At 57.0% G+C, this 21,175-nt stretch carries 14 protein-coding genes and 1 pseudogene; 4 read left to right on the forward strand and 11 right to left on the reverse strand.

Going from position 1 to position 21,175, the window contains the following annotated elements:
• Positions 1-20: 20 nt before the first annotated feature.
• From clpB to rbsK, 3 genes and pseudogenes are all read left to right on the forward strand, one after another.
• A complete protein-coding gene (gene clpB / locus AD928_RS08140; RefSeq protein ID WP_043550545.1) occupies positions 21-2,630 on the forward strand; it encodes an ATP-dependent chaperone ClpB in 2,610 nt (869 codons plus the stop codon).
• Positions 2,631-2,713: 83 nt separating this feature from the next.
• Positions 2,714-3,346, forward strand: a pseudogene (locus AD928_RS08145) (NUDIX hydrolase).
• Positions 3,347-3,459: 113 nt separating this feature from the next.
• Positions 3,460-4,416: a ribokinase gene (rbsK, locus tag AD928_RS08150; RefSeq protein ID WP_062249753.1), complete on the forward strand. Its 957-nt coding sequence runs from the start codon at positions 3,460-3,462 to the stop codon at positions 4,414-4,416.
• A 21-nt stretch (positions 4,417-4,437) separates the two neighbouring features.
• Here rbsK and AD928_RS08155 read toward each other — a convergent pair whose 3' ends face one another.
• From AD928_RS08155 to ispF, 10 genes are all read right to left on the reverse strand, one after another.
• Entirely contained in the window at positions 4,438-5,370 is a 933-nt protein-coding gene (locus tag AD928_RS08155; protein WP_062249711.1) for an arginase family protein, read from the reverse strand.
• A gap of 126 nt (positions 5,371-5,496) precedes the next feature.
• Positions 5,497-6,840, reverse strand: a complete 1,344-nt coding sequence (gene hflX, locus AD928_RS08160) for a GTPase HflX (protein ID WP_197056215.1) — start codon at positions 6,838-6,840, stop codon at positions 5,497-5,499.
• On the reverse strand, positions 6,794-7,078 hold the full coding sequence (gene hfq, locus AD928_RS08165) for an RNA chaperone Hfq (protein WP_043550541.1): 285 nt from the start codon (positions 7,076-7,078) through the stop codon (positions 6,794-6,796). Before hfq ends, hflX begins: the two co-directional genes overlap by 47 nt.
• Before the next feature lie 67 nt (positions 7,079-7,145).
• Positions 7,146-8,537, reverse strand: coding sequence for a nitrogen assimilation response regulator NtrX (ntrX, locus tag AD928_RS08170; protein WP_061491289.1), 1,392 nt, complete (start codon positions 8,535-8,537; stop codon positions 7,146-7,148).
• Complete coding sequence (locus AD928_RS08175; RefSeq protein WP_062249713.1) at positions 8,527-10,788, reverse strand: sensor histidine kinase NtrY-like; 2,262 nt, start codon at positions 10,786-10,788, stop codon at positions 8,527-8,529. Before AD928_RS08175 ends, ntrX begins: the two co-directional genes overlap by 11 nt.
• 9 nt (positions 10,789-10,797) lie before the next feature.
• Positions 10,798-12,246, reverse strand: a complete 1,449-nt coding sequence (ntrC, locus tag AD928_RS08180; RefSeq protein WP_043550536.1) for a nitrogen regulation protein NR(I) — start codon at positions 12,244-12,246, stop codon at positions 10,798-10,800.
• A gap of 56 nt (positions 12,247-12,302) precedes the next feature.
• Positions 12,303-13,412 (reverse strand): two-component system sensor histidine kinase NtrB, encoded by a 1,110-nt coding sequence (locus AD928_RS08185; protein ID WP_062249715.1) that lies wholly within the window; start codon positions 13,410-13,412, stop codon positions 12,303-12,305.
• A gap of 10 nt (positions 13,413-13,422) precedes the next feature.
• Entirely contained in the window at positions 13,423-14,481 is a 1,059-nt protein-coding gene (gene dusB / locus AD928_RS08190) for a tRNA dihydrouridine synthase DusB (protein ID WP_062249716.1), read from the reverse strand.
• Between the two features lie 113 nt (positions 14,482-14,594).
• On the reverse strand, positions 14,595-15,959 hold the full coding sequence (locus AD928_RS08195) for an 8-oxoguanine deaminase (RefSeq protein ID WP_082779820.1): 1,365 nt from the start codon (positions 15,957-15,959) through the stop codon (positions 14,595-14,597).
• A 111-nt stretch (positions 15,960-16,070) separates the two neighbouring features.
• The gene (gene ispF, locus AD928_RS08200) at positions 16,071-17,225 is read right to left on the reverse strand and encodes a 2-C-methyl-D-erythritol 2,4-cyclodiphosphate synthase (protein WP_062249718.1); all 1,155 of its coding nucleotides are present in this window, start codon (positions 17,223-17,225) and stop codon (positions 16,071-16,073) included.
• A 280-nt stretch (positions 17,226-17,505) separates the two neighbouring features.
• Between ispF and AD928_RS08205 the strand changes: the two genes are divergently transcribed.
• Positions 17,506-19,740 (forward strand): glycosyltransferase, encoded by a 2,235-nt coding sequence (locus tag AD928_RS08205; RefSeq protein WP_062249727.1) that lies wholly within the window; start codon positions 17,506-17,508, stop codon positions 19,738-19,740.
• 138 nt (positions 19,741-19,878) lie between these two features.
• Here the strand turns inward: AD928_RS08205 and AD928_RS08210 are convergent, their stop codons facing one another.
• Positions 19,879-21,174 (reverse strand): polysaccharide pyruvyl transferase family protein, encoded by a 1,296-nt coding sequence (locus AD928_RS08210; protein ID WP_167347356.1) that lies wholly within the window; start codon positions 21,172-21,174, stop codon positions 19,879-19,881.
• Position 21,175: the final 1 nt, after the last annotated feature.

Below are 21,175 nucleotides of genomic sequence, written 5' to 3' on the forward strand. Positions count from 1 at the left end.
GAAGGGACAAGAGGGAAACGATGGATATCGCAAAATTTACAGAACGCTCTCGCGGTTTTTTGCAGGCCGCACAGACTATTGCCATTCGGGATTTTAACCAGCAACTGACGCCGGAGCATCTGCTCAAGGCCATGCTGGATGATGAGGAAGGCGCTGCGTCTTCCCTTATTCGCGCCGCTGGTGGCGCGCCTGACGCAGTGAGAGCAGCTAACGAACAGGCTCTGGCCAAACTGCCCAAAGTACAGGGCGGCGGGGCTGGCCAGCCTTCTGCTACACCGGATCTGGTCCGTGTTCTGGATGCCGCCGAACAGGGCGCGCAGAAAGCCGGGGATTCCTTTGTGGCGCAGGACCGTCTGCTGGTGGCCATTGCCGCCTCCGACAGCCCTGCAGGCCGCGCTTTGAAAGAGAACGGTGCAACGCCCGACGCTCTGGACAAAGCCATTGCCACCATCCGCAAAGGACGCACTGTGACCAGCGAAAACGCTGAAGCCAATTTTGATGCTTTGAAGAAATATGCCCGTGATGTGACGGAAGTTGCTCAGGCCGGCAAGCTGGACCCCGTGATTGGGCGTGATGAGGAAATTCGTCGTGCCATTCAGGTTCTCGCCCGCCGGAGCAAGAACAATCCGGTTCTGATTGGTGAACCCGGCGTGGGTAAGACCGCCATTGTGGAAGGTCTGGCTCAGCGCATCGTCAATGGTGACGTGCCGGAAGCTCTGAAGAACAAAAAGCTGCTCTCACTCGACATGGGCGCGCTGGTGGCTGGCGCGAAATATCGTGGTGAGTTTGAAGAGCGCCTGAAAGCTGTTCTGAAAGAAATTGAATCCGCCGAAGGGCAGGTCATTCTCTTTATTGATGAGATGCATACGCTGGTCGGCGCAGGCCGCACCGATGGCGCCATGGATGCCTCCAACCTCATCAAGCCGGAACTGGCGCGCGGCACCCTGCACTGCATTGGCGCCACCACGCTGGATGAATACCGCAAATATATTGAGAAAGATGCCGCCCTCGCCCGGCGCTTCCAGCCGGTGTTTGTCGGTGAGCCGTCCGTAGCGGATACCATTTCCATCCTGCGCGGGATCAAGGAAAAGTATGAGCTGCATCACGGCATCCGGATTACTGATGGCGCACTGGTTTCCGCCGCCACATTGTCCAACCGTTACATCACGGACCGTTTCCTGCCCGATAAAGCCATTGATCTGATTGACGAGGCCTCCAGCCGCCTGCGCATGCAGATTGACAGCAAGCCGGAAGAACTGGACGAGCTCGACCGGCGTGTCATTCAGCTCAAAATTGAGCGTGAAGCTCTGCGCAAGGAAGATGACAGCGCCAGCAAGGATCGTCTGGAAGCCGTGGAAGCGGAACTGGCCGATCTGGAAGAAAAATCTGACGCCATGAGTGCGGCATGGCATGCGGAAAAAGACCGTGTGAATGCTGTGCAGAAGCTTCAGGAGCAGCTGGATCAGGCAAAGTCCGAAGTCGAAGTTGCTCAGCGTAAGGGTGACCTCGGCAAAGCGTCCGAACTGATGTATGGCGTCATTCCCAACCTGCAGGCGCAGATTGATGAAGAAACGCAGAAATCTCAGTCTGACGCAGGGAAAAGTGGCCTCGTATCGGAAGCTGTGACGGATCAGGACGTCGCCTCCATTGTCTCCCGCTGGACGGGTGTGCCGGTGGACCGCATGCTGGAAGGTGAACGCGCCAAATTACTGCGGATGGAAGATGACCTGCGGAAATCCGTGGTCGGTCAGGAAGCCGCTCTTAAAGCCGTGTCCAACGCGGTACGTCGTGCCCGTGCCGGACTGCAGGACCCCAATCGCCCGATTGGCTCCTTCCTGTTTCTCGGCCCGACGGGTGTGGGTAAGACCGAGCTGACAAAAGCTCTGGCACGTTTCCTGTTTGACGATGAGAAAGCTCTGCTGCGCGTCGACATGAGTGAATTCATGGAGAAGCACGCGGTCGCCCGTCTGATTGGTGCCCCTCCGGGTTACGTTGGGTATGAAGAAGGCGGTGTGCTGACAGAAGCCGTGCGGCGTCGGCCTTATCAGGTCATTCTGTTCGACGAAGTTGAAAAAGCGCATGAAGATGTCTTCAACATTCTCCTTCAGGTGCTGGACGATGGTCGTCTGACGGATGGTCAGGGTCGCACGGTGGACTTCCGCAACACCATTATTGTGCTGACCAGCAACCTCGGCTCCGATGTTCTGGCCCACCAGCCGGACGGTGAATCGACCGACATGGTGCAGGCACAGGTGATGAAGGTGGTGCGTGAGCACTTCCGTCCGGAATTCCTGAACCGCCTGGACGAGATCATTCTGTTCTCCCGTCTGCAGAAAGCGGACATGACCAAGATTGTCGATATCCAGATGCGTCGCCTGCAGAACCTGCTGGATGATCGCAAGATCACCCTCACTCTGGATGATCTGGCCCACGCATGGCTGGCGAACGAAGGCTATGACCCTGTGTATGGTGCCCGTCCGTTGAAACGGGTTATCCAGCGCAGCCTGCAGAACCCGCTGGCGGAACTGCTGCTGCAGGGGACCATTCACGATGGCGAGAATGTCAAAGTCTCCGCCAATGGGGATGGCCTGCTCATCAACGGTCAGGAAGCCGCCGCGGCTCTTGCCTGATCGCCCTGCAAACAGGCACAACGGAACGGGAAGGCTCAGGCCTTCCCGTTTTTTATTGCGCGCATCACAAAGGGAGTTTCCTTATGGCAGAACCCAACTGGCTGATCTGGGCCCGCGAAATTCAGGGCATTTCTCAGACCGGCCTGACCTACGCCAAAGACCCTTTTGATAAAGAACGCTATGAAATGCTGCGTGCCCTCGCCGCCCGGATGATGGCGGAAGGCAGTGGTCTCCCAGCCGGGAAAATTGAAACCATTTTTCAGGAATAAGCTGGCTACGCCACACCAAAACTGGAAGTGCGCGTCGGCGTGTTTGACAAAGAAGGGCGTATCCTGATGGTGCGGGAAGTGCTGGACCAGAATAAATGGACCGTGCCCGGCGGCTGGACAGATGTGAACCTGACCGCCGCAGACTGCGCCGCCAAGGAAGTGTGGGAAGAAACCGGCTATACCGTGCGCATTACCAAACTCGCCATGGCGCTTGACCGCACCACGCAGGGCCACCAGCCCCCGGAAGCCTTTACCGTCACCAAACTGTTTTTTCTGGGAGAACTGACAGGCGGCAGCCCCACCACCAGTATTGAAACCAGTGAAGTGCGTTTCTTCGCCCATGATGAAATCCCGACGGATCTTTCAATAGGCCGGGTTCTCCCGCATCAGATCGAACGCCTCTTCGCGCACCACGCGACCCCTACCCTGCCCACCGAGTTTGACTGACACGCCTTTTCTGTAATCCTACTCTCCCCCACCGCCACCCACTCAACGTCTTCATGACGGCTGGGTGCCGGAGGTGCTAAGCCATGCTTCCCTATTTTACCGAGACCCACCCTATGCCGAACCCGAACCCTCTGATCCTGTCCTTTGGAAGCATCAATATTGACGTCACCGCCCGGGCTGCCCGCTTGCCGCGCCCCGGCGAGACTGTGCACGGCGAAAGCTATGCCGTCATGCTCGGCGGCAAAGGCAGTAATCAGGCTGCCGCGGCAGGGCGACTGGCTGCGGGATCAGGCATTCAGGTGGCTTTGGCCGGGCGCATCGGTCAGGACAGTTTTGGAACGCAGGCGCGTCGGGAACTGAAACGCTTTGGCGTGGATCTTTCTCCATTGCGGGAAGATGCCGCACAGGCAACCGGCATTGCGCTGATTGGGATTGATGGTAGCGGCGAGAATTGCATCACAGTGGTCGGTGGCGCGAACATGGCTGTGGACGAGACCGACGTTGCCGCCGCGTCGGAATGGCTGGAACGCGCAGCGGTTGTTTTATTGCAGCTTGAGGTGCCTCAGCAGGCTGTTCTGGCTGCGGCTCGTAAAGCAAGGGCGGCTGGCGCTCTGGTCGTTCTTGATCCTGCCCCTGCTCCGGAACATAGCCTTCTGGATGCGCTCTGGCACGAGATTGATATTCTTACGCCCAATGAAAGCGAGACGTTCCAGCTCACAGGGCTTCGGCCAGACACTGTGGAAGACGCAGCAAAGGCTGCTGACTTACTTTTGGCCAAAGGCGTGAAAGCCGTCCTTGTCAAAATGGGAAGCCGGGGTGTGTTCTGGCACGATGGAACGCAAAGCGGCCACAGTGCGCCCTTCCGCATTGAGCCTGTTGATACCGTAGCAGCTGGAGACTGCTTCAATGCAGGCCTCGCCTTCGCTCTGGCACAGAAGAAGCCTTTCCCCGAAGCTGTCCGTATAGCGTCAGCCTGCGGAGCGCTGGCCACAACCCGCCATGGCGCGGCTGATGCAGCCCCCGAATGGGAAGCTGTCGCCGCGTTAATGGCGGCCCAGCCAGAGGCGTAAACCCGGCTAGCTGCCATTCCCCTATGGGACTGTGCCGAACGACTCACGCTCCCGATAGGCTAACTGCCCTAACAAACCGACAAGCGTTTCAGCACAGTGCCCGTCCGGGTCTTTCTCCGGATCATAAATGGAAACTGTCATTCCCAGACAGCGTCTGTCAGAAACCAGTGGATTAAGGAGCGACATTATATCAGCCACTGACAGCCCCGGTGAGCCGGGGCAATCAACGGCTGGCATGACGACCTGATCCAGCACATCGACATCAAAATGCACCCAAAATCCGGCCTCTGAGTGTGACGACAAAAGAGCTTGAATTTTTGCCGAGGCCGCCGCCACGCCGATCTTTTGGAAGTCAAAAATATCAATCTGTGTGATGGCGGTGCGGGCAATATCGGGCCATGCGAAATCGGCGTCATGGCTTTCCCGCTCACCAATCTGAATAACATGGTCATCCGGCACCAGTGGGCCTTCGATCTCAGGCCATTGGGTCAGAAAGGGTTCACCGCGCCCTGTGGCCAGTGCGAGATCCATTCCGGCAACACCGCTCATAACCCGGCTGGCGTCATAATTCCCCGGATGCCGAAAATCGCTATGTCCATCAAAATGAATAAGAGAAAGCGGGCCGTTCCGCCGCGCACCCGCAAGCGCCCCGAGAAGAATCGAGCAATCCCCACCCAGCACCAGAGCAAAGCTCCCGTTTTGGACACTTCGCGCCACATGTTCGGCAAGTGTCAGACTGAAGGCGCGGATCGCGTAGCCGTTCCGGATAAGTGTTCCCGCAGGCGATACCGGGCAATATTGGGGGCGCGGTAGCGACAGGACAGAAACATCAGCCCCCAAAGCCTCCGCCAGTCCGGCAGCCATCAGCGCGTTCGGCGCACGCCATGTTCCCGGTTCATGACCCGGAGAGAGCGGGCTCAGGCCAAGATTTGTGGGCGCCAGAATAACATCCATCTTAGACCGCCTCCCGCATGAACCTCTCAAAATATTACGGAAAAAGAATGGTGGGACAAGATGATAAAAAAACGGTCAGGCTCATACAGAACCTGACCGTTTCCAAACGTCGACACTGCTGAAATTTTACGCCAGTAGCGGTTCAACCTGTTTGAACAGCATTTCAAACCGTGCGCGGTCTTCTGCCTTGATGCGCACGGTAATGTTAGCCCCGCTTTCATCATCCGTGCGGTTCAGCACTTCCCCGTGCTGATAAAGCCATGCAGATGCTGCCCCGTCAGACAGCGGCACGCGGTAGCGCACCTCTTCCATAGTGGCCGTCATCTGCTGGTCGATCAGCGCCAACAGTTCCGGCAGGCCGTCTCCGGTTATGGCGGAAATACCAATAGCATCACCCAGCTGCGCCAGCTCTTCCGGGCCACCCAGCAGGTCAACCTTGTTCAGCACTTCAATCATGCGGCCAGACCAGTCCGGCTCAATCATGTTATCCCGCGCCATGCCTTCCAGAACGTGGAACACATCCTTTTTCTGGGCAGCACTATCGGGGTGCGCAATGTCCCGCACATGCAGAATGATGTCAGCTTCCGCTACTTCTTCAAGCGTGGCGCGGAAGGCGGCAATCAGTTCTGTTGGCAAATCACTGATGAACCCCACCGTGTCCGACAGGATAACCCGGCGGCCTGATGGCAGCGTGATAGCCCGCATCGTCGGGTCCAGCGTCGCAAACAGCTGATCTTTTGCGTAAACCGTCGCCCCCGTCAGCGCATTGAACAGGGTTGATTTGCCTGCGTTGGTGTAGCCAACCAGAGCCACCACCGGGAACGGCACCCGCTTACGCGCCTGCCGATGCAACCCGCGTGTGCGGCGCACCTGCTCCAGATCTTTCTTGAGGCGGACAATCCGGTCACCAATCATCCGGCGGTCGGCCTCAATCTGTGTTTCACCCGGACCACCAAGGAAGCCGAAGCCCCCGCGCTGACGTTCCAGATGGGTCCACAACCGCACAAGCCGGGAGCGCTGATATTCCAGATGCGCCAGCTCTACCTGAAGCGTCCCTTCCTTCGTCGCAGCGCGTGCGCCAAAGATGTCCAGAATCAGGCCGGTCCGGTCAATCACCTTACAGCCAAACTCGGTTTCCAGATTACGCTGCTGGGCGGGGCTGAGGCGGGCATCCACCACCAGCACGTCAATTTTTTCCGCCTGAACGGCAATTTTGAGCGAATCGACCTGCCCTTTACCCAGCAGGGTTGCGGAGCGTCTGGTCCGCAGCAGTAACGTCGCCTGTAAAACAATCACCAGCCCGATGGAGGCTGCCAGACCAACAGCCTCTTCCAGCCGGGCCTCCGCAGCCCTTACATCCTGGTCATGGGCAGACTTTTCCCAGGGGAGAATAACCGCGCCACGCGTGGCAACGGGTTTTGTATCAGATAAAATCGTCGCCAAGTGTGGGCTCTCTGTCTGTCTGAGCACCAGAATTTGGCGCTTCAAAGATATTGATGGGCACAGTCGGCATGACTGTGCTGATGGCGTGCTTGTAAATCAGCTGTGTATGCTCATCGCGTTTCAGCAAAACGGCGGCATCATCAAACCACGTAATATTGCCCTGCAATTTTACGCCATTCACAAGAAAAACTGTCACAGATGAGCGCGAACGGCGAATCTGACTCAGAAACGCATCCTGCACATTGTATCCGGTGTCCTTATCCACGATGGGAGGCCCTATTCTCATTTTTTGTTACAGCCGGACGATGGCTTGCAGTAACACTGCAAACACGTCAGCCGACCCCTCGTTCCTCGGACGTTACACCAAGCTGCTTCAGTTTGCGATGCAGGGCACTGCGTTCCATGCCAACAAATATTGCTGTTCGGCTGATATTACCCCCAAAACGGAGCAGCTGGGCCTGCAAGTACTGCGTTTCGAACATATCTCGCGCCTCACGCAGCGGCAGGCTCATGACATCGGCCGAGGCGTCGAACTTCAGCAAGGCCGGCGCGCCCTCCCCCAGGGTGGACGGCAGCATTTCCGCACGGATGGGCTCAACACTGTTGCCCGGCATCATAATCAGCACGCGTTCCATCAGGTTACGCAGTTCACGCGCATTGCCCGGCCAGTCATATGCCTGCAGGGCTGCAACGGCATCAGCCGAGAGTTCCCGCTGGGGCAGACCAGCCATCTCCGCCGCGCGACGCAAAAACAGCTCTGCAAGGCCCGGAATATCATCCCGCCGTTCCCGCAGGCCGGGCAGACGGAGCGGGACAACCGCAAGCCGGTAATACAGATCTTCCCGGAACCGCCCGGCCATGATCTCGGCCTGCAAATCCCGGTTGGTGGTTGCCAGAACGCGGACATCCACTTTCACGCGGGTTGAGCCACCCAGCCGTTCAAACGTCTGGTCCTGCAAAGCGCGCACAATCTTGCCCTGCGTTTCCAGCGGCATATCGGCCACTTCATCCAGCACCAGGGTGCCACCATGCGCGCGTTCCAGGACACCGGTGCGGCGGCCCGTGCCATCAGGCGCACCTTCCAGCCCGAACAGTTCTTCCTCAAACCGGTTTGGCGCGAGGATGGCGCAGTTCAGCGCCACAAACGGCCCATCTGTCCGGCGGGAGCGCGCGTGGATCATGCGGGCCGCCACTTCCTTACCGGAACCGGGGCCACCCGTAATCAGCACACGAGACCCGGTGGGGGCCACACGCTCAATCTGGCCACGCACCGCTGTTATCAGGGCGCTATTGCCAAACAGTTCCGTGTCCTGCCCGGCACGCAGGCGCAGTTCCTCATTTTCTCTGGCCAGACGGGAGGCTTCCAGCGCCCGCCGCACCACAACCAGCAGGCGGTCTGCCTGAAATGGCTTTTCAATAAAATCATAAGCGCCGTGCTGGAGGGCCGCCACGGCGGTTTCAATCGTCCCATGCCCGGAAATCATGATGACCGGCACGGACGGTTCTTCCGCATGCAGGACATTCAGAATGCCCAGCCCATCAAGCTGGGAGTCCCGCAACCAGACATCCAGAATGACCAGAGACGGCCTGCGGGCCCGGAATGCGGCTATGGCTGCATCAGATGTCGCAGCAACCCGTGTTTCGTAACCCTCATCTTCAAGAATGCCCTCAATGAGCATCCGGATATCGGGCTCATCATCAACAATCAGGATTTCATGAGCCATGGTCGTCCTTCATCGGCAAAATCAGAATAGCCACAGTTCCTGTTTCCTCCGCCCTGTCTTGCAGACGCACCGCACCCCCATGGTCTTCCATAATCTTTTTAACAATGGCCAGACCAAGCCCGGTGCCCTTAGCCTTGTGCGTCACGTATGGCTCGGTCAACCGATGCCGGTCGCCCGAAGGCAGGCCAACGCCATTATCTGCAACAGAAATTTCGACGTTGCCTTCACTGTCCTTCAAATCAATCCATACCGCATTGGCTGTGTTTGAGCCATTTCCCTCAACATCACCCTGTTTTGCTGTCATGGCAATGGCATCCGCTGCATTCTGCAACAGGTTGATCAACGCCTGGCTGATCAGCCGCCGGTCACACCGCACCACCGGCCCTCTGTCCGGCAGGCTGACGTGATAGGTAATTTCCGGGTGTGCATTACGCTGGAGCACCAGAACTTCCCGGATAATGCGGGAAAGATCCTCATTAGTCATGACCGGCTGCGGCATGCGGGCAAAGGCGGAGAACTCATCCACCATGCGTCCAATGTCGCCCACCTGCCGCACAATGGTATCTGCACACTGCGCAAATGTTTCCGGGTCCGACGTAATTTCCCGCAGGAAGCGCCGCTTGAGCCGCTCCGCCGCAAGCTGGATCGGCGTCAGCGGGTTTTTGATTTCATGCGCAATCCGCCGCGCCACATCCGCCCACGCGGCTTTTCGCTGGGCCTGCTGCAGGGCCGTGATGTCATCGAAGGTCATCACGTAACCCTCTGTCACCGTCCCCCGCAGTTCTGCGCCGATCCGCACCAGCAGTATGCGCCGGTTGGTCTCCGGGCCGGTCTGCACTTCCCGCGTAATCACCTGATCCGGCACCGAGCGCACTTCGGCCAGCAGCTCGGCAAATTCCGGCACGCGGGTCGCCAGAGATTCGCCAATCGCATCCATCAGATCTGTTTGCAGCAGCAGGCAGGCGGCGCGGTTGGGCAGTTCAATCCGCTGTTCCACATCCAGCCCGATCACCCCGGCGGAAACGCCGGAGAGGACGGCTTCCGTAAACCGGCGCCGCTCATTGATCTGCCCATACGCCACCATCAGCTCAGACCGCTGGCTGGCCAGTTGCTCCGTCATGCGGTTAAAGGCACGGGAAAGGCTCGTCACCTCATCATCCCGCTTGGCCTCGGGCACGTGCACGCCCAGATCGCCTTCACTAATCCGACGGGCCGCCAGAATGAGCAGCCCCAGCGGCTTGGCAATCTGGTTGGCCAGCGCCAGACCAATCAGCGCAGCAGAGGCCAACACCAGCAACGCCACCAGCGCAAAAATCATCACAAAAGTCAGCTGGATTTTGGCCCGGTTCCCGTTCAGACGCCGGTAATCCGCAATCACTTTTTCCGTGCGGTGCATATGCTCCAGAATGGTGGGGTCCACCAGACGGGTAATCACCAGCATCAGCGCAGGGGTCTGCGAGAGTTCAACGACTGCCCGCACCGTGCGTTGATCCGGAGAGTCCAGAATAGCTACATCATTGGAGCGCGCCAGCATGGTCGCAGCCGGGGGCGGCAGGGCCTGATCTCCGGCGCGGCTCATCAACCCACCCGAGGCCACAATTTTATTGGTAATGGGGTCATACACCAGCGCATCCGTCAGCCCGCGCATGGTGGCCTGACTGTCCAGCATCTCGCTCAGCGCATCGTGATCCTGCAGCAGGTTCATGCCGCTGGCCGCCAGCTCGTTCTGCGCGCTCATGATGTAATTGGACATGGAGAACGCATCGGTGCGGATATTGGCGTTATGTTCCGTCAGATACCCGCGGGAGGCCTCCATGGCTTCATTCAGCGCCGTATTCACCCGGTCGGAAAACCAGATCTGAATGCCGTAATGGAAAAACAGGGTGGCAAACACGCCCACCACCAGCGTCGGCGCGACGGCGACAATCCCGAACAGGGTGACCAGCCGAACATGGAGTCTGGCTCCGGCCAGCCCTTTCCGATGCTCCACCAGCATCGGCCCCACACGCATGGCCACGGCCAGCAGCAGCAGGCCCAGCACCAGACTGTTCAGCAACAACACCAGCGGTTCGATCACCGCATAATGCCCAAAGGACATCCCGCCGGACAGCACCACAAAGGTTGCAAAGCCAAGGCACAGCGCCAGAGCGGCCAGCGTAAGAGCCACACTTTTCCGCTCCAGAGCCCGCAAGAGCCAGTGGAACCGGGTACGGGCCAGAAGAGTGCTTAGTGAAGAGAGGAAGCGCTGCATAAAGGCAGGTTAGACCACACCGCGCACAACGGGAATTTCAAGCTCACGAATTTTTTTGCGCAGCGTATTCCGGTTCAGCCCCAGCATGGCCGCTGCCTTGATCTGATTTCCACGCGTTTCCTGCAATGTCATCTGAATAAGAGGTCGTTCCACCTCTGCAATCACACGCGCATACAGATCATGCAAGGGCATCCCTTCCCGCCCTGCGGTCAGATATCGCATGATGTGGCGGGAAATAGCATCAGACAGCGGTTCTTCCACCGCCGTCTTTTCCGCAATCACCTCATGCGCCAGCGGTTCCGCCAGTTCCGCATCAATCAGATCACTACTGATGGTTTCCTGCGGATAAAGGGCCACAATGCGCCGCATGAGGTTTTCAAGCTCACGCACATTGCCCGGCCAGCGCCAGGATTGCAGGCGCGCCACGGCGGAATCATCCAGCACCCGGCTCCCGGCCCCAGCCTCCCGGCTCTGCGCCAGAAAATGGCGGGCCAGCAGTGGAATATCCTCCAGCCGCTCCCGCAACGGCGGCAGACGCAGCGGCACAACATTCAGCCGGTAATACAAATCTTCCCGGAAAGTCCCGGCCCGGATAGCCTGCCGCAGGTCCCGATGGGTTGCGGCAATAATCCGCACATCGGCCCGGATAGGCGCGCGGCCACCCACGGTGGTAAATTCGCCTTCCTGCAACACGCGCAACAGCCGCGTCTGCGCTTCCGGCGGCATGTCACCAATTTCATCCAGAAACAGCGTGCCGCCCGTTGCCTGCTCAAAGCGGCCTGGGCTTCGGCCTGTCACAGCTCCCGGCACACGCTCCTGCCCGAACAGTTCACTCTCAATCTGGTCACGCGGAATGGCCGCCATATTCACGGCCACAAACGGACCACCCCGCCTGCGCCCATATTCGTGCAATGCACGCGCAACCAGTTCCTTGCCCGTGCCGCTCTCACCGCTAATCATCACGGTCAGGTCAGACGTCGTCAGGCGGGCAATGCTGCGGTAAATCCCCTGCATGACCGGGGACTGACCAATCAGCGGCAGGCGTTCTTCCGGAGGCGAGGCCACCGCAGGCTTATCCGCCTCATGCGCCGGGGCCACCAGCGCGCGCGCCACAACGCTGAGCAGTTCCTTCAGGTCAAACGGCTTGGCCAGATATTCAAACGCACCACGCTGCGTGGCTTTGACTGCTGTCACCAGATTGGACTGGGCACTCATGACAATAATGCGCAGATCAGGTCGGGCCTGGCGGATACGCGGGATCAGATCCAGCCCGCTCCCATCCGGCATCACCACATCGGTGATGACCAGATCCCCCTCACCTTCCTCCACCCACTGCCAGAGCGTTGCGGCGTTAGGGGTGGACTGAACCTGATACCCGGCCCGCCCCAGCGCCTGCCCGAGCACGGTACGAATGGAACGATCATCATCAGCAACAAGAATAGTCGGCAAAGGTGTCATAGGGATCAGGTTACACTCAGATACGAAAAGATCATTACAAAAAAAGAACGAAGCTGTCAGATGCTTTCGTTGCCGTCCGGCACCACGGGCAAATACAGGCTGATTTCCGTGCGTCCGGGGCGGCTTTCCACTTCAATCACGCCGCCGTGGTCATCCATAATCTTGCCAACAAGGGCCAGTCCCAGTCCGCTCCCGCTCATCTTGGTGCTGATGAAGGGTTCAAACAGATGCGGGCGGATGGTCTCTGAAATACCCGGCCCCGTATCCCGCACCGTCACCACCAGCGGCAGATGCCGCCATTGCGAGGTGCCGGGCACTGCCAGCCGAATTCCGGGGCGGTAACTGGTGCTTAACGTAATCTCACCCGGCTTTTCCGTCTCCCGGATTGCCTCAGCAGCGTTCTTGACCAGATTGAGCAACATCTGCACCAGCTGGTCCCGATTCCCCCAGACATGCGGCAGAGACGGATCATACCGCTCCACAATTCGCAGTCCCGCCGCACAGCCTTTGCTGGCCAGCAGGCGCACATGTTCCAGAACGCGGTGAATATTCAGGGAGCGATAGTCTGCCGGAGCCTCATTAAACACGCCCATCCGCTCAACGAGGGCATCAATGCGATCCACTTCATCGCAGATCAGCGTCGCCAGTTCCTTGTCACTTTCCCCAACGGAATGCTCAAGAATCTGCGCGGCACCCTTAATCCCGGAAAGCGGATTCCGCACTTCATGCGCCAGCATTTCGGCCATGCCGGACACGCTGCGCGCCGCGGAGCGGAAGGCCAACTGGCGGTCCAGCGCCCGTGCGGCTGAAGAATCATGAAACGTCAGCAAAATGGAGCCGGGATAATCCAGCACATCCGCCCCCTGCACTGTCACCCCTTCATGGTGAAAGCGCGGGCTGCTGAACACCAGTTCATGCTCGGTAATGGTGCCGCCTTCCTTGCGCACATGCTGCACAAGCAAAAAGACCGGATGGTCTTCCGGCACCAGTTCCTCCAGCGCGCTCTGGCATAGCTGATGGCGAGACGTCGCAAAGAACTCTTCCGCCGCCGCATTGGCAAAGCGCAGCCTGTTCGTAGGGCCAAGCTCCAGCACCGGCACTGGCAGACTGTCCAGCAGCAACCCGGCGGACGGGCTCCCGTCCTGAGGCAAGACAGGGCGCTTCATGCAGCCTGTGTCATGCCGCGTGCGCCTGCGCATCGGCATGGCGGGAGGCACGCGGTTCGCGCACAGACCCGTCAGCAATCTGCTGATCGTAGAAATCGGAGATCATCGCAATGGCATCCGGCGCACAGTCCACGCGGTTCACAGCAGCCCGGAACCCAGCGGAATTCGGCAGGCCAGCGGAATACCAGGAGACATGCTTGCGGGCCAGACGCAGGCCGGGCCGTTCCCCAAAATGCTCCAGCATCATTTTGTAATGCTCCAGCACAATGGCTTTTTCCGCTTCCAGCGTGGGGTCCGGCACCTCTTCGCCCGTCCGCAGAGCGTGCGCGACCTGCGCCAGAAACCACGGACGCCCGTAACACCCGCGCCCGATCATCACGCCATCCGCGCCGGACTTCGCCAGCGCTGTACGGGCATCCTCCACCGTCAGAATATCGCCGTTAACAATCACCGGCAGGCCGACGGCTTCTTTCACGTTCCGCACAAAGGCCCAGTCTGCCGTGCCGTTATAAAACTGCTGGCGTGTCCGACCATGCACGGTGATCATGCGAATACCGGCATCTTCCGCAATGCGGGCCAGCACGGGCGCATTCAGGTGAGAATGGTCCCACCCCATCCGCATTTTTAGTGTTACGGGCACAGGCACCGCTTTCACCACGGCATCCAGCAGGCGGGCAGCTCCGACCTCATCACGCATCAGGGCGGACCCGGCCATCTGGCCAACTGCAACCTTCTTCACCGGGCAGCCGAAATTGATGTCGATCAGATCCGCGCCCCGGCCCACGGCAATACGGGCTGCCTCTGCCATGGCGTTCGGGTCACACCCAGCCAGCTGCACAGCATTCGGGCCACCGGCATCAGCCACTTCGGCCATCCGCAGGGTTGTGTCATTTTCCCGCACCATGGCCCAGGACGCGATCATCTCGGAGACCACAAGCCCAGCCCCCAGCTTCCGCGCCAGACGACGGAACGGCAGGTCTGTCACGCCGGACATGGGAGCAAGGATAACGGGCGTTTCCAGGCGCACACCGCCCAGATCAATCGGCCGCAATAACGGTTGCGTTTGCACAGTCTTTTCCACTTTGCCTATGATTTAGGCAGATATACGCATTTCCGATTCGGGAATCAATCTTTTATATCCGTAACGTTTTTGGCGTTCAAAGTTCCCGGACGTCCCTATTTTCAGGCCTTTTCCAGCAACTGGCGCGCCAGAGCATTATGCTTCTCCGCCAGCATCGCAGGGTCATGATGTACAAACTGGCCATCACGGATCAGCCAGCGCCCATTAACCATGGAATACGCAACACGCTGAGGCGAGCAAAACAGCAAAGCCGCAACCGGGTCAGACTGCGCGCCAGCATGGTCAATCCCGCGCAGATCAAACGCCACAACATCCGCCGCCATACCGGGGGCCAGATAGCCAATATCGTCACGCCCCAGCACCGCCGCACCGCCACGCGTAGCCAGTTCCAGCACTTCCCGCGCCTGCATCATGGGCCGTCCGTCTTCTGTTTCCAGCAAACGCCCCAGCAGCATAGCCTGCCGGGCTTCCCCCAACATGTGGCTGCCGTCATTGGACGCCGAGCCATCGACGCCCAGCCCAACCCGCATGCCGGACGCCACCATGCGCCGCACTGGCGCGATACCAGAGCCCAGCCGCATATTGGAACAGGGGCAATGCGCCATTCCGGTATGCGTTGCGCCAAAACGGCTGATGCCTGCCTGATCCAGCTTGACGCAATGCGCGTGCCACACATCCGCGCCAACCCATCCGACATCCTCGGCATATTCCGCAGGCGTCATGTTGAAGTGCTCACGGCTATAGGCAATGTCGCTGGCATTTTCGGCCAGATGCGTATGCAGCATGGTGCCGGTCGCGCGCGCCAGTCCAGCGGCCTCACGCATCAGATCCGGGCTGACGGAAAACGGTGAGCACGGCGCCACCACCACACGCTGCATGGCCAGCGGTTCAGGGTCATGGAACGCCTCAACCACCCGCTGCGTATCGGCCAGAATGGCGGCCTCATCCTCCACCACACTATCGGGCGGCAAGCCCCCCTTGCTCTCCCCCACACTCATGGCCCCACGCGCTGCGTGAAACCGCATCCCCATTTGTGTGGCGGCCTCAATCTGATCCTCTAAGCGGCTCCCATTGGGAAACAGATAAAGATGATCACTGGTGGTGGTGCAACCGGACCATAAAAGCTCCGTCATAGCCGTGCAGGTAGAAACCCGGATCATTTCCGGCGTCAGACCGGCCCAGATTGGGTAGAGCGCCTGCAACCAGCCAAACAGTGAGCTATCCTGCGCGGCGGGGATAACGCGGGTTAGCGTCTGATACATATGGTGGTGCGTGTTCACCATGCCGGGCATCACAACATGCCCAGTCATATCCTGCACCACGTCCGCCTGCGGCAACGGGTCTGAGGCTACACCAAGAGCCGCAATCTGCCGCCCGCGCACAAGCACCCAGCCGCCTTCCAGCTCCTCGCGCTGGTCATTCATTGTCACAACACGCAGGGCATTTTTCAGCAGGATGGTCGCCATTGGTCTCTTTTCCCAATCACTGAGGCAGAACATGAAAAAGGCCGCGCATCAGCCTGATGCACGGCCTTTTCCCAAAAACCTTACTCCAGAAGCGCTCAGAGCGCTGCCAGATCAGGGCACCAGAACAGACACAGCCGCCGTGCAGGCAATGCCTTCTTCACGCCCCGTAAAGCCCAGACGTTCAGACGTGGTGGCTTTAACCGAAATCCGGCCAACATCCACTTCAAGCAGATCCGCCATCCGCTGGCGCATAGCCTGCGCATGCGGGCCAATTTTCGGGCGTTCGCAAATGAGCGTCACATCGGCATTAATCAGCATGCCGCCACGTTCCCGAATACGCTGCCCGGCATGCACTAGGAAACGCGCGCTGTCCGCATCTTTCCACTCGTTCTTGCTGGGCGGAAAATGCGTGCCAATATCGCCTTCCGCCAGCGCGCCATAAATGGCGTCACACAGCGCATGAATGCCAACATCGGCGTCGGAATGACCAGCCAGCCCCTTGGTGTGCGGCACGGTAATACCGCAAAGGATCAGCGGACGGCCTTCTTCAAAAGCATGAACATCATACCCCAACCCGACACGCGGCAGGAGAGTCGGACCAATCAGTCGTTCAAGGCGCACGAGGTCCTCCTCATAAGTCAGCTTGATGTTGTCTTCATCACCGGGCACCAGCGCCACGCTAAAGCCTGCCTCTTCCAGCAACTTCGCGTCATCCGTTGCCGTGGCAGATGCAGCCCCACGATGCAGATCTAAAAACAGTCCAAAGCGGAACCCCTGCGGCGTTTGCGCCCGGAAGAGATGATCACGCGGAACAGTTCCGGCAATCACACCCTTGTCTTCACGCTTGAGCGTATCGGCAACCGGCACGGCAGGGATAGCGCCGGGGTGCTCAGCCAGAGCGGAGACAACATTCTGCACCAGTTTGGCCGTCACGTAAGGACGCGCACCATCATGCACCAGAACAAGATCGGGGCGCTCGCTCTCAGGCAGTGCGTCCAGCGCCTCCAGTCCGGCCAGCACACTGGCCTGACGGGTGGCACCACCGGCCACAGGCGGCAGAACAGCAACGCCGTCCAGCGTCTGCGCCAGCATTTCGGGGTCACCCACCGGCTGCACACAGCTTACATGAGGCAAAAGGGCTTCCGCAGCGTGGCGGATAACCGGCTGGCCCGCCAGCACCACGTATTGCTTCGGCGTTGCAGACCCGCTGGTCGCGGCGTAACGGCTGCCTGTTCCGGCAGCCAGAAGAATGGCAGCTACTCGCATAGTCGGAGCAATGCTGCGGGAAGCCCGAGACGTCAAGGCACAAAATGCGCCTCACAGCCCTCAGTCTGCGCTGCACCTGCCTTATAAAAGCTGTTTGCTTTTAAAAATCTGTCATCGGTCTTTTTATAAGAAGATGTTTCCGTCTTTATTCATGCAAATCTCATGAAGCATTCATCAGCATAGAAAAATTTATCCCTCGCTCTCAGAATAATGATATAGCTCAGGCCAATCAGATACCCTTATCAGGCCGCACTTTTCTGCGGCTCAGACCAGAGAAACCATGAAAACACTTCTGCTCACTTTTGAATGCCCTCCTGATGTCACCGGGGGCGGCCTGTGCACGTATGTTCAGGAATACATCAACGCGAAAATAGAACGGAGAGAGCCGACTGTTATCCTGACGGCTGATTTCAATGTGCATGATGAAGTCTGCACGTATTTTGGCTGCGTCAAGGTGATCCGCTTCAACCCGTCCACCGGTGAGTCCTTTAAACATATGGGCCACTGGGCGGCGATGAGCTACGAATTCTCCAACCAGGTCAAAAAAATCATCACGGATGGTTTCAAACCGGACTGGCTTGAAGTGTGTGATGGTTTCGGTCTGGGTTATTTTACGCTTCAGAGAAAACTGTGCCTTGAAGCACCGTTTACAGACCTGAAAGTTCTGGTGACCGCCCATACACCCGTCACCATGATTGATGAATGGGACAAGAAAAATATTTATGAACTACCAACATATTTCACAAAATATATGGAGCAGTTCTGCTTTCAGGCTGCAGACAAAGTCATTTCCCCAAGCGCCTTTCTGAGAAAGAAACTTCTTACGGAATTTCTGGAAAAAGATGTTCCGATTGATGTTGTGCCCAACCCTTACGAAACCCCCTCTACCAGTCTGGTTCCGGGAAAAGAGGCCAGCGATAACACGCAGGTTTACGACATTCCTGATTATGCCATTGCCTCCCGTGTTTGCTACTGGAAAGGCATAGAACATGCGCTGGCGGGGTTTGACCTGTACTGGGCTAATGGTGGCCAGTCATCCTTGTACGTTTACGGGTCTGACACGCATTATTTCAAAAACAATAAATCCCTGACAGAAACGCTTAGCACCAAATACAGCAAATGGATTGAAAAAGGACTGCTCAAATTTGCAGGCCTAAAAGAACATTCCGAAATTCTCTTTATTAAAAAACATCTCAAGGCGCTCTTTCACCCGTCCCTGTTCGAAAATTATCCTTATTCCGTTATCGAACATATGGCGGAGGGTGGCCTTGTTGCCGCCTCTCTGAGTGGCGGACAGGCCGAACTCATCCGGAATGGAGAAAACGGTTTCCTGTTTGATCCGCACTCCCCCAAATCCATTCAGGATGCCATTCTGACAATGGATGCTCTGGATGATATGCAAAGTCGCTCTATTACGGACAATGCCATTCAGACCATTAAGGATACCTGCTCTTACGCAACCGTCATGACGCATAAAGAACAGGTTCTGGCCACAGCCGAACAGAACGCGTCTGCCTTCCCCTTCACATCCGGGAAAGAGTTGACCCATGCGGACGCAAAAGACGGCTCAGCACCGACGGTTGTCATCCCGCACTACAATCTTGGCGCATTGCTGATTGAAGCCATTGAAAGCATCAAATTCAGCAGCCTGCCCGATATCAAAATCCTTGTCGTCGATGATGGCTCAACAGACAAAGAGTCCGTCATTATTCTAAAAACTCTTGAAGCACGTTATACAAACCTGAAAGTTATCTACAAGAAAAACTCCGGCGTGGCGGAAACCCGAAATATCGGCGTCCAGCACGCAACGACAGACTATATCGCTCTTCTGGATGCCGATGACCTCGTCTGCGTCCCTTACTATGAAGCCGCCCTGAAGATCCTGAACCGTTACAGCAATGTCGGTTTTGTGGGGGCATGGAATGAGGACTTCAACCAGCACGGCCGCCTCCGGCTCTGGCCGACCTTTAACCCTGAAGTCCCACTCCAGATGATTATGAACACCACGAACTGTCAGGGGCTGGTTGTACGGCGTGACGCCTATCTGGCACACGGGCAACATGACCCGAATCTCGGCATGTTCCTGGATGACTGGGAGTCAACCATTTCCATGGTCCTTAACGGCGTCCGCGGCGTGATGATCCCTCACCCGCTATTCAAATACCGTATCCGGGAAGACTCGATTTTCCGTGATAAATTCAGAATGTTTACTATCAACTATAATTATATCATTGATAAACATCAGGCACAGCTGTCAGGCTGCTATGGCGAGATGATCAAATTCCTGAACGCCAATGGCCCCAATACGCAGTATCACAACCCAACGATCCCATCAGCAAACAACACCCACCACACCTCTGCTCCTGCTCCGGCCCCTCAGCACGAGGGAGGCAGACTGGTTCAGCTAGTGCACAAATATTATGACAGCGTGAACCAGCCCGGACCCATTCGGAATATTCGGATGGGGCTACGCAAGCTTGGCGCAGGTCAGTTGGCTGCTCATTTTCGAAAATAAGCGCTTTCTTGCCCGAGGACGATCCTTAAGCAGCGTCCTCGGGAAATGCTCATTTCATCGTTACATTCGTTTTCATGGGCAGAAAAATTCTGTCCATGAAAATTGATTTCTAGGGTGTCTTGTTTTCAGTCTACAGGCCTATTTTACGATCACTTTACGCACCATCCGCAGCACAACCCCAAACATCGGCAAGCGGAATATGCTGTAATATTTCTCCCCCACACGATGCAGGCGAGACGATTGAATTTTTTCAAGCTCCTGACGCACCTGATCAAATTCAGAAATTTTACGGGATATATCCTGATCCTTATCTGAAATTTCACGATCCTTACATAACATTTCATGCTCAAGGTGTCGTATATAGTCTATAAGATCAGTCCGCTTCTTTATTTCTTTCTCTTTTTCTTCAGAGATCTCATTCAATTTTCCCTGCAATTTTTCCAGACGAGACAAAAGAGCGTCATTCTGCCGGAGAACTGTCGTGCGTTGCTCCCACTCCGCCTGCCTATCAAGATTAATTCTTTTAATTATATCCCGAAGCAACTGCGCTTCAGCACGCTTCCCCTGCTCTGCAAGAGTATAATCTGAAGTGCGCTCTTCAAACGTAACCGTCGGAAAGCGATGCAATGTATAATCAAAAATTGCTTTAATTTTAAAATAATTTGACGGCTCAAGCTTAACAATGCGCCCTATCAAGGCTGCAAGAACAGCCATATGCAGCCGGTCTGTCTCAACACATTCAAACTGACTCATTAAGCCAGCAACTGCACGAAGAGGCTTTACGCATTGTTCGGTTGTTGACCACTGAATGTCGTTGAACAGCAGAGGCAAATCAACAGAGTCACGCGGAGTTTGTTTTCGACCACCTTCCTCATCAAGTCGGAAAATTTGGAGAGCAGGGTACTGACCTTCAATTTCCAGATCAGAGAAATGCTCTTCTTTGGTATAAAACGCCATATCCGGACAAACGAAGATCTGGCCTTCAGGCATCCCCTGACGAAGCAGTTCGTCGTAACTCCGCTGTTCCCGGCAGAAAATTGTTACCTGATCTGCGTAAGGAACAAATTCAGATCCAAATCCTGAAAAACTTGTCGGCAGAATAAGTAACTGACCACCATTCTGAAGAAAGGCAATTGTCTGCTCAAGGTAAGTTTCCCACATTCCCTTGACCCATCCGCCACTCCCGCCCATCACGATATGGGTATAGCCAGAAAAAGCCTCCTTATGTCGGCCCTGAATGCATTTGGGAGCCCAGCCTATATCCTCAAACAGATCAAGCGTTCCCAACGCAATCAATCCATCGCCAAGGTTGCCATAGCCTGGGTAGAAAACAGCATCGTTATCTACAAAGCACTTCAAGGATTCAATTAGAGATGAATTCTCTCGAATTTCTGCGCGGACAGCTCGCCTGATATGTTTATATTTTTCATCCATT

It is taken from the genome of Acetobacter cerevisiae (assembly GCF_001580535.1).
GTDB lineage: Bacteria > Pseudomonadota > Alphaproteobacteria > Acetobacterales > Acetobacteraceae > Acetobacter > Acetobacter cerevisiae.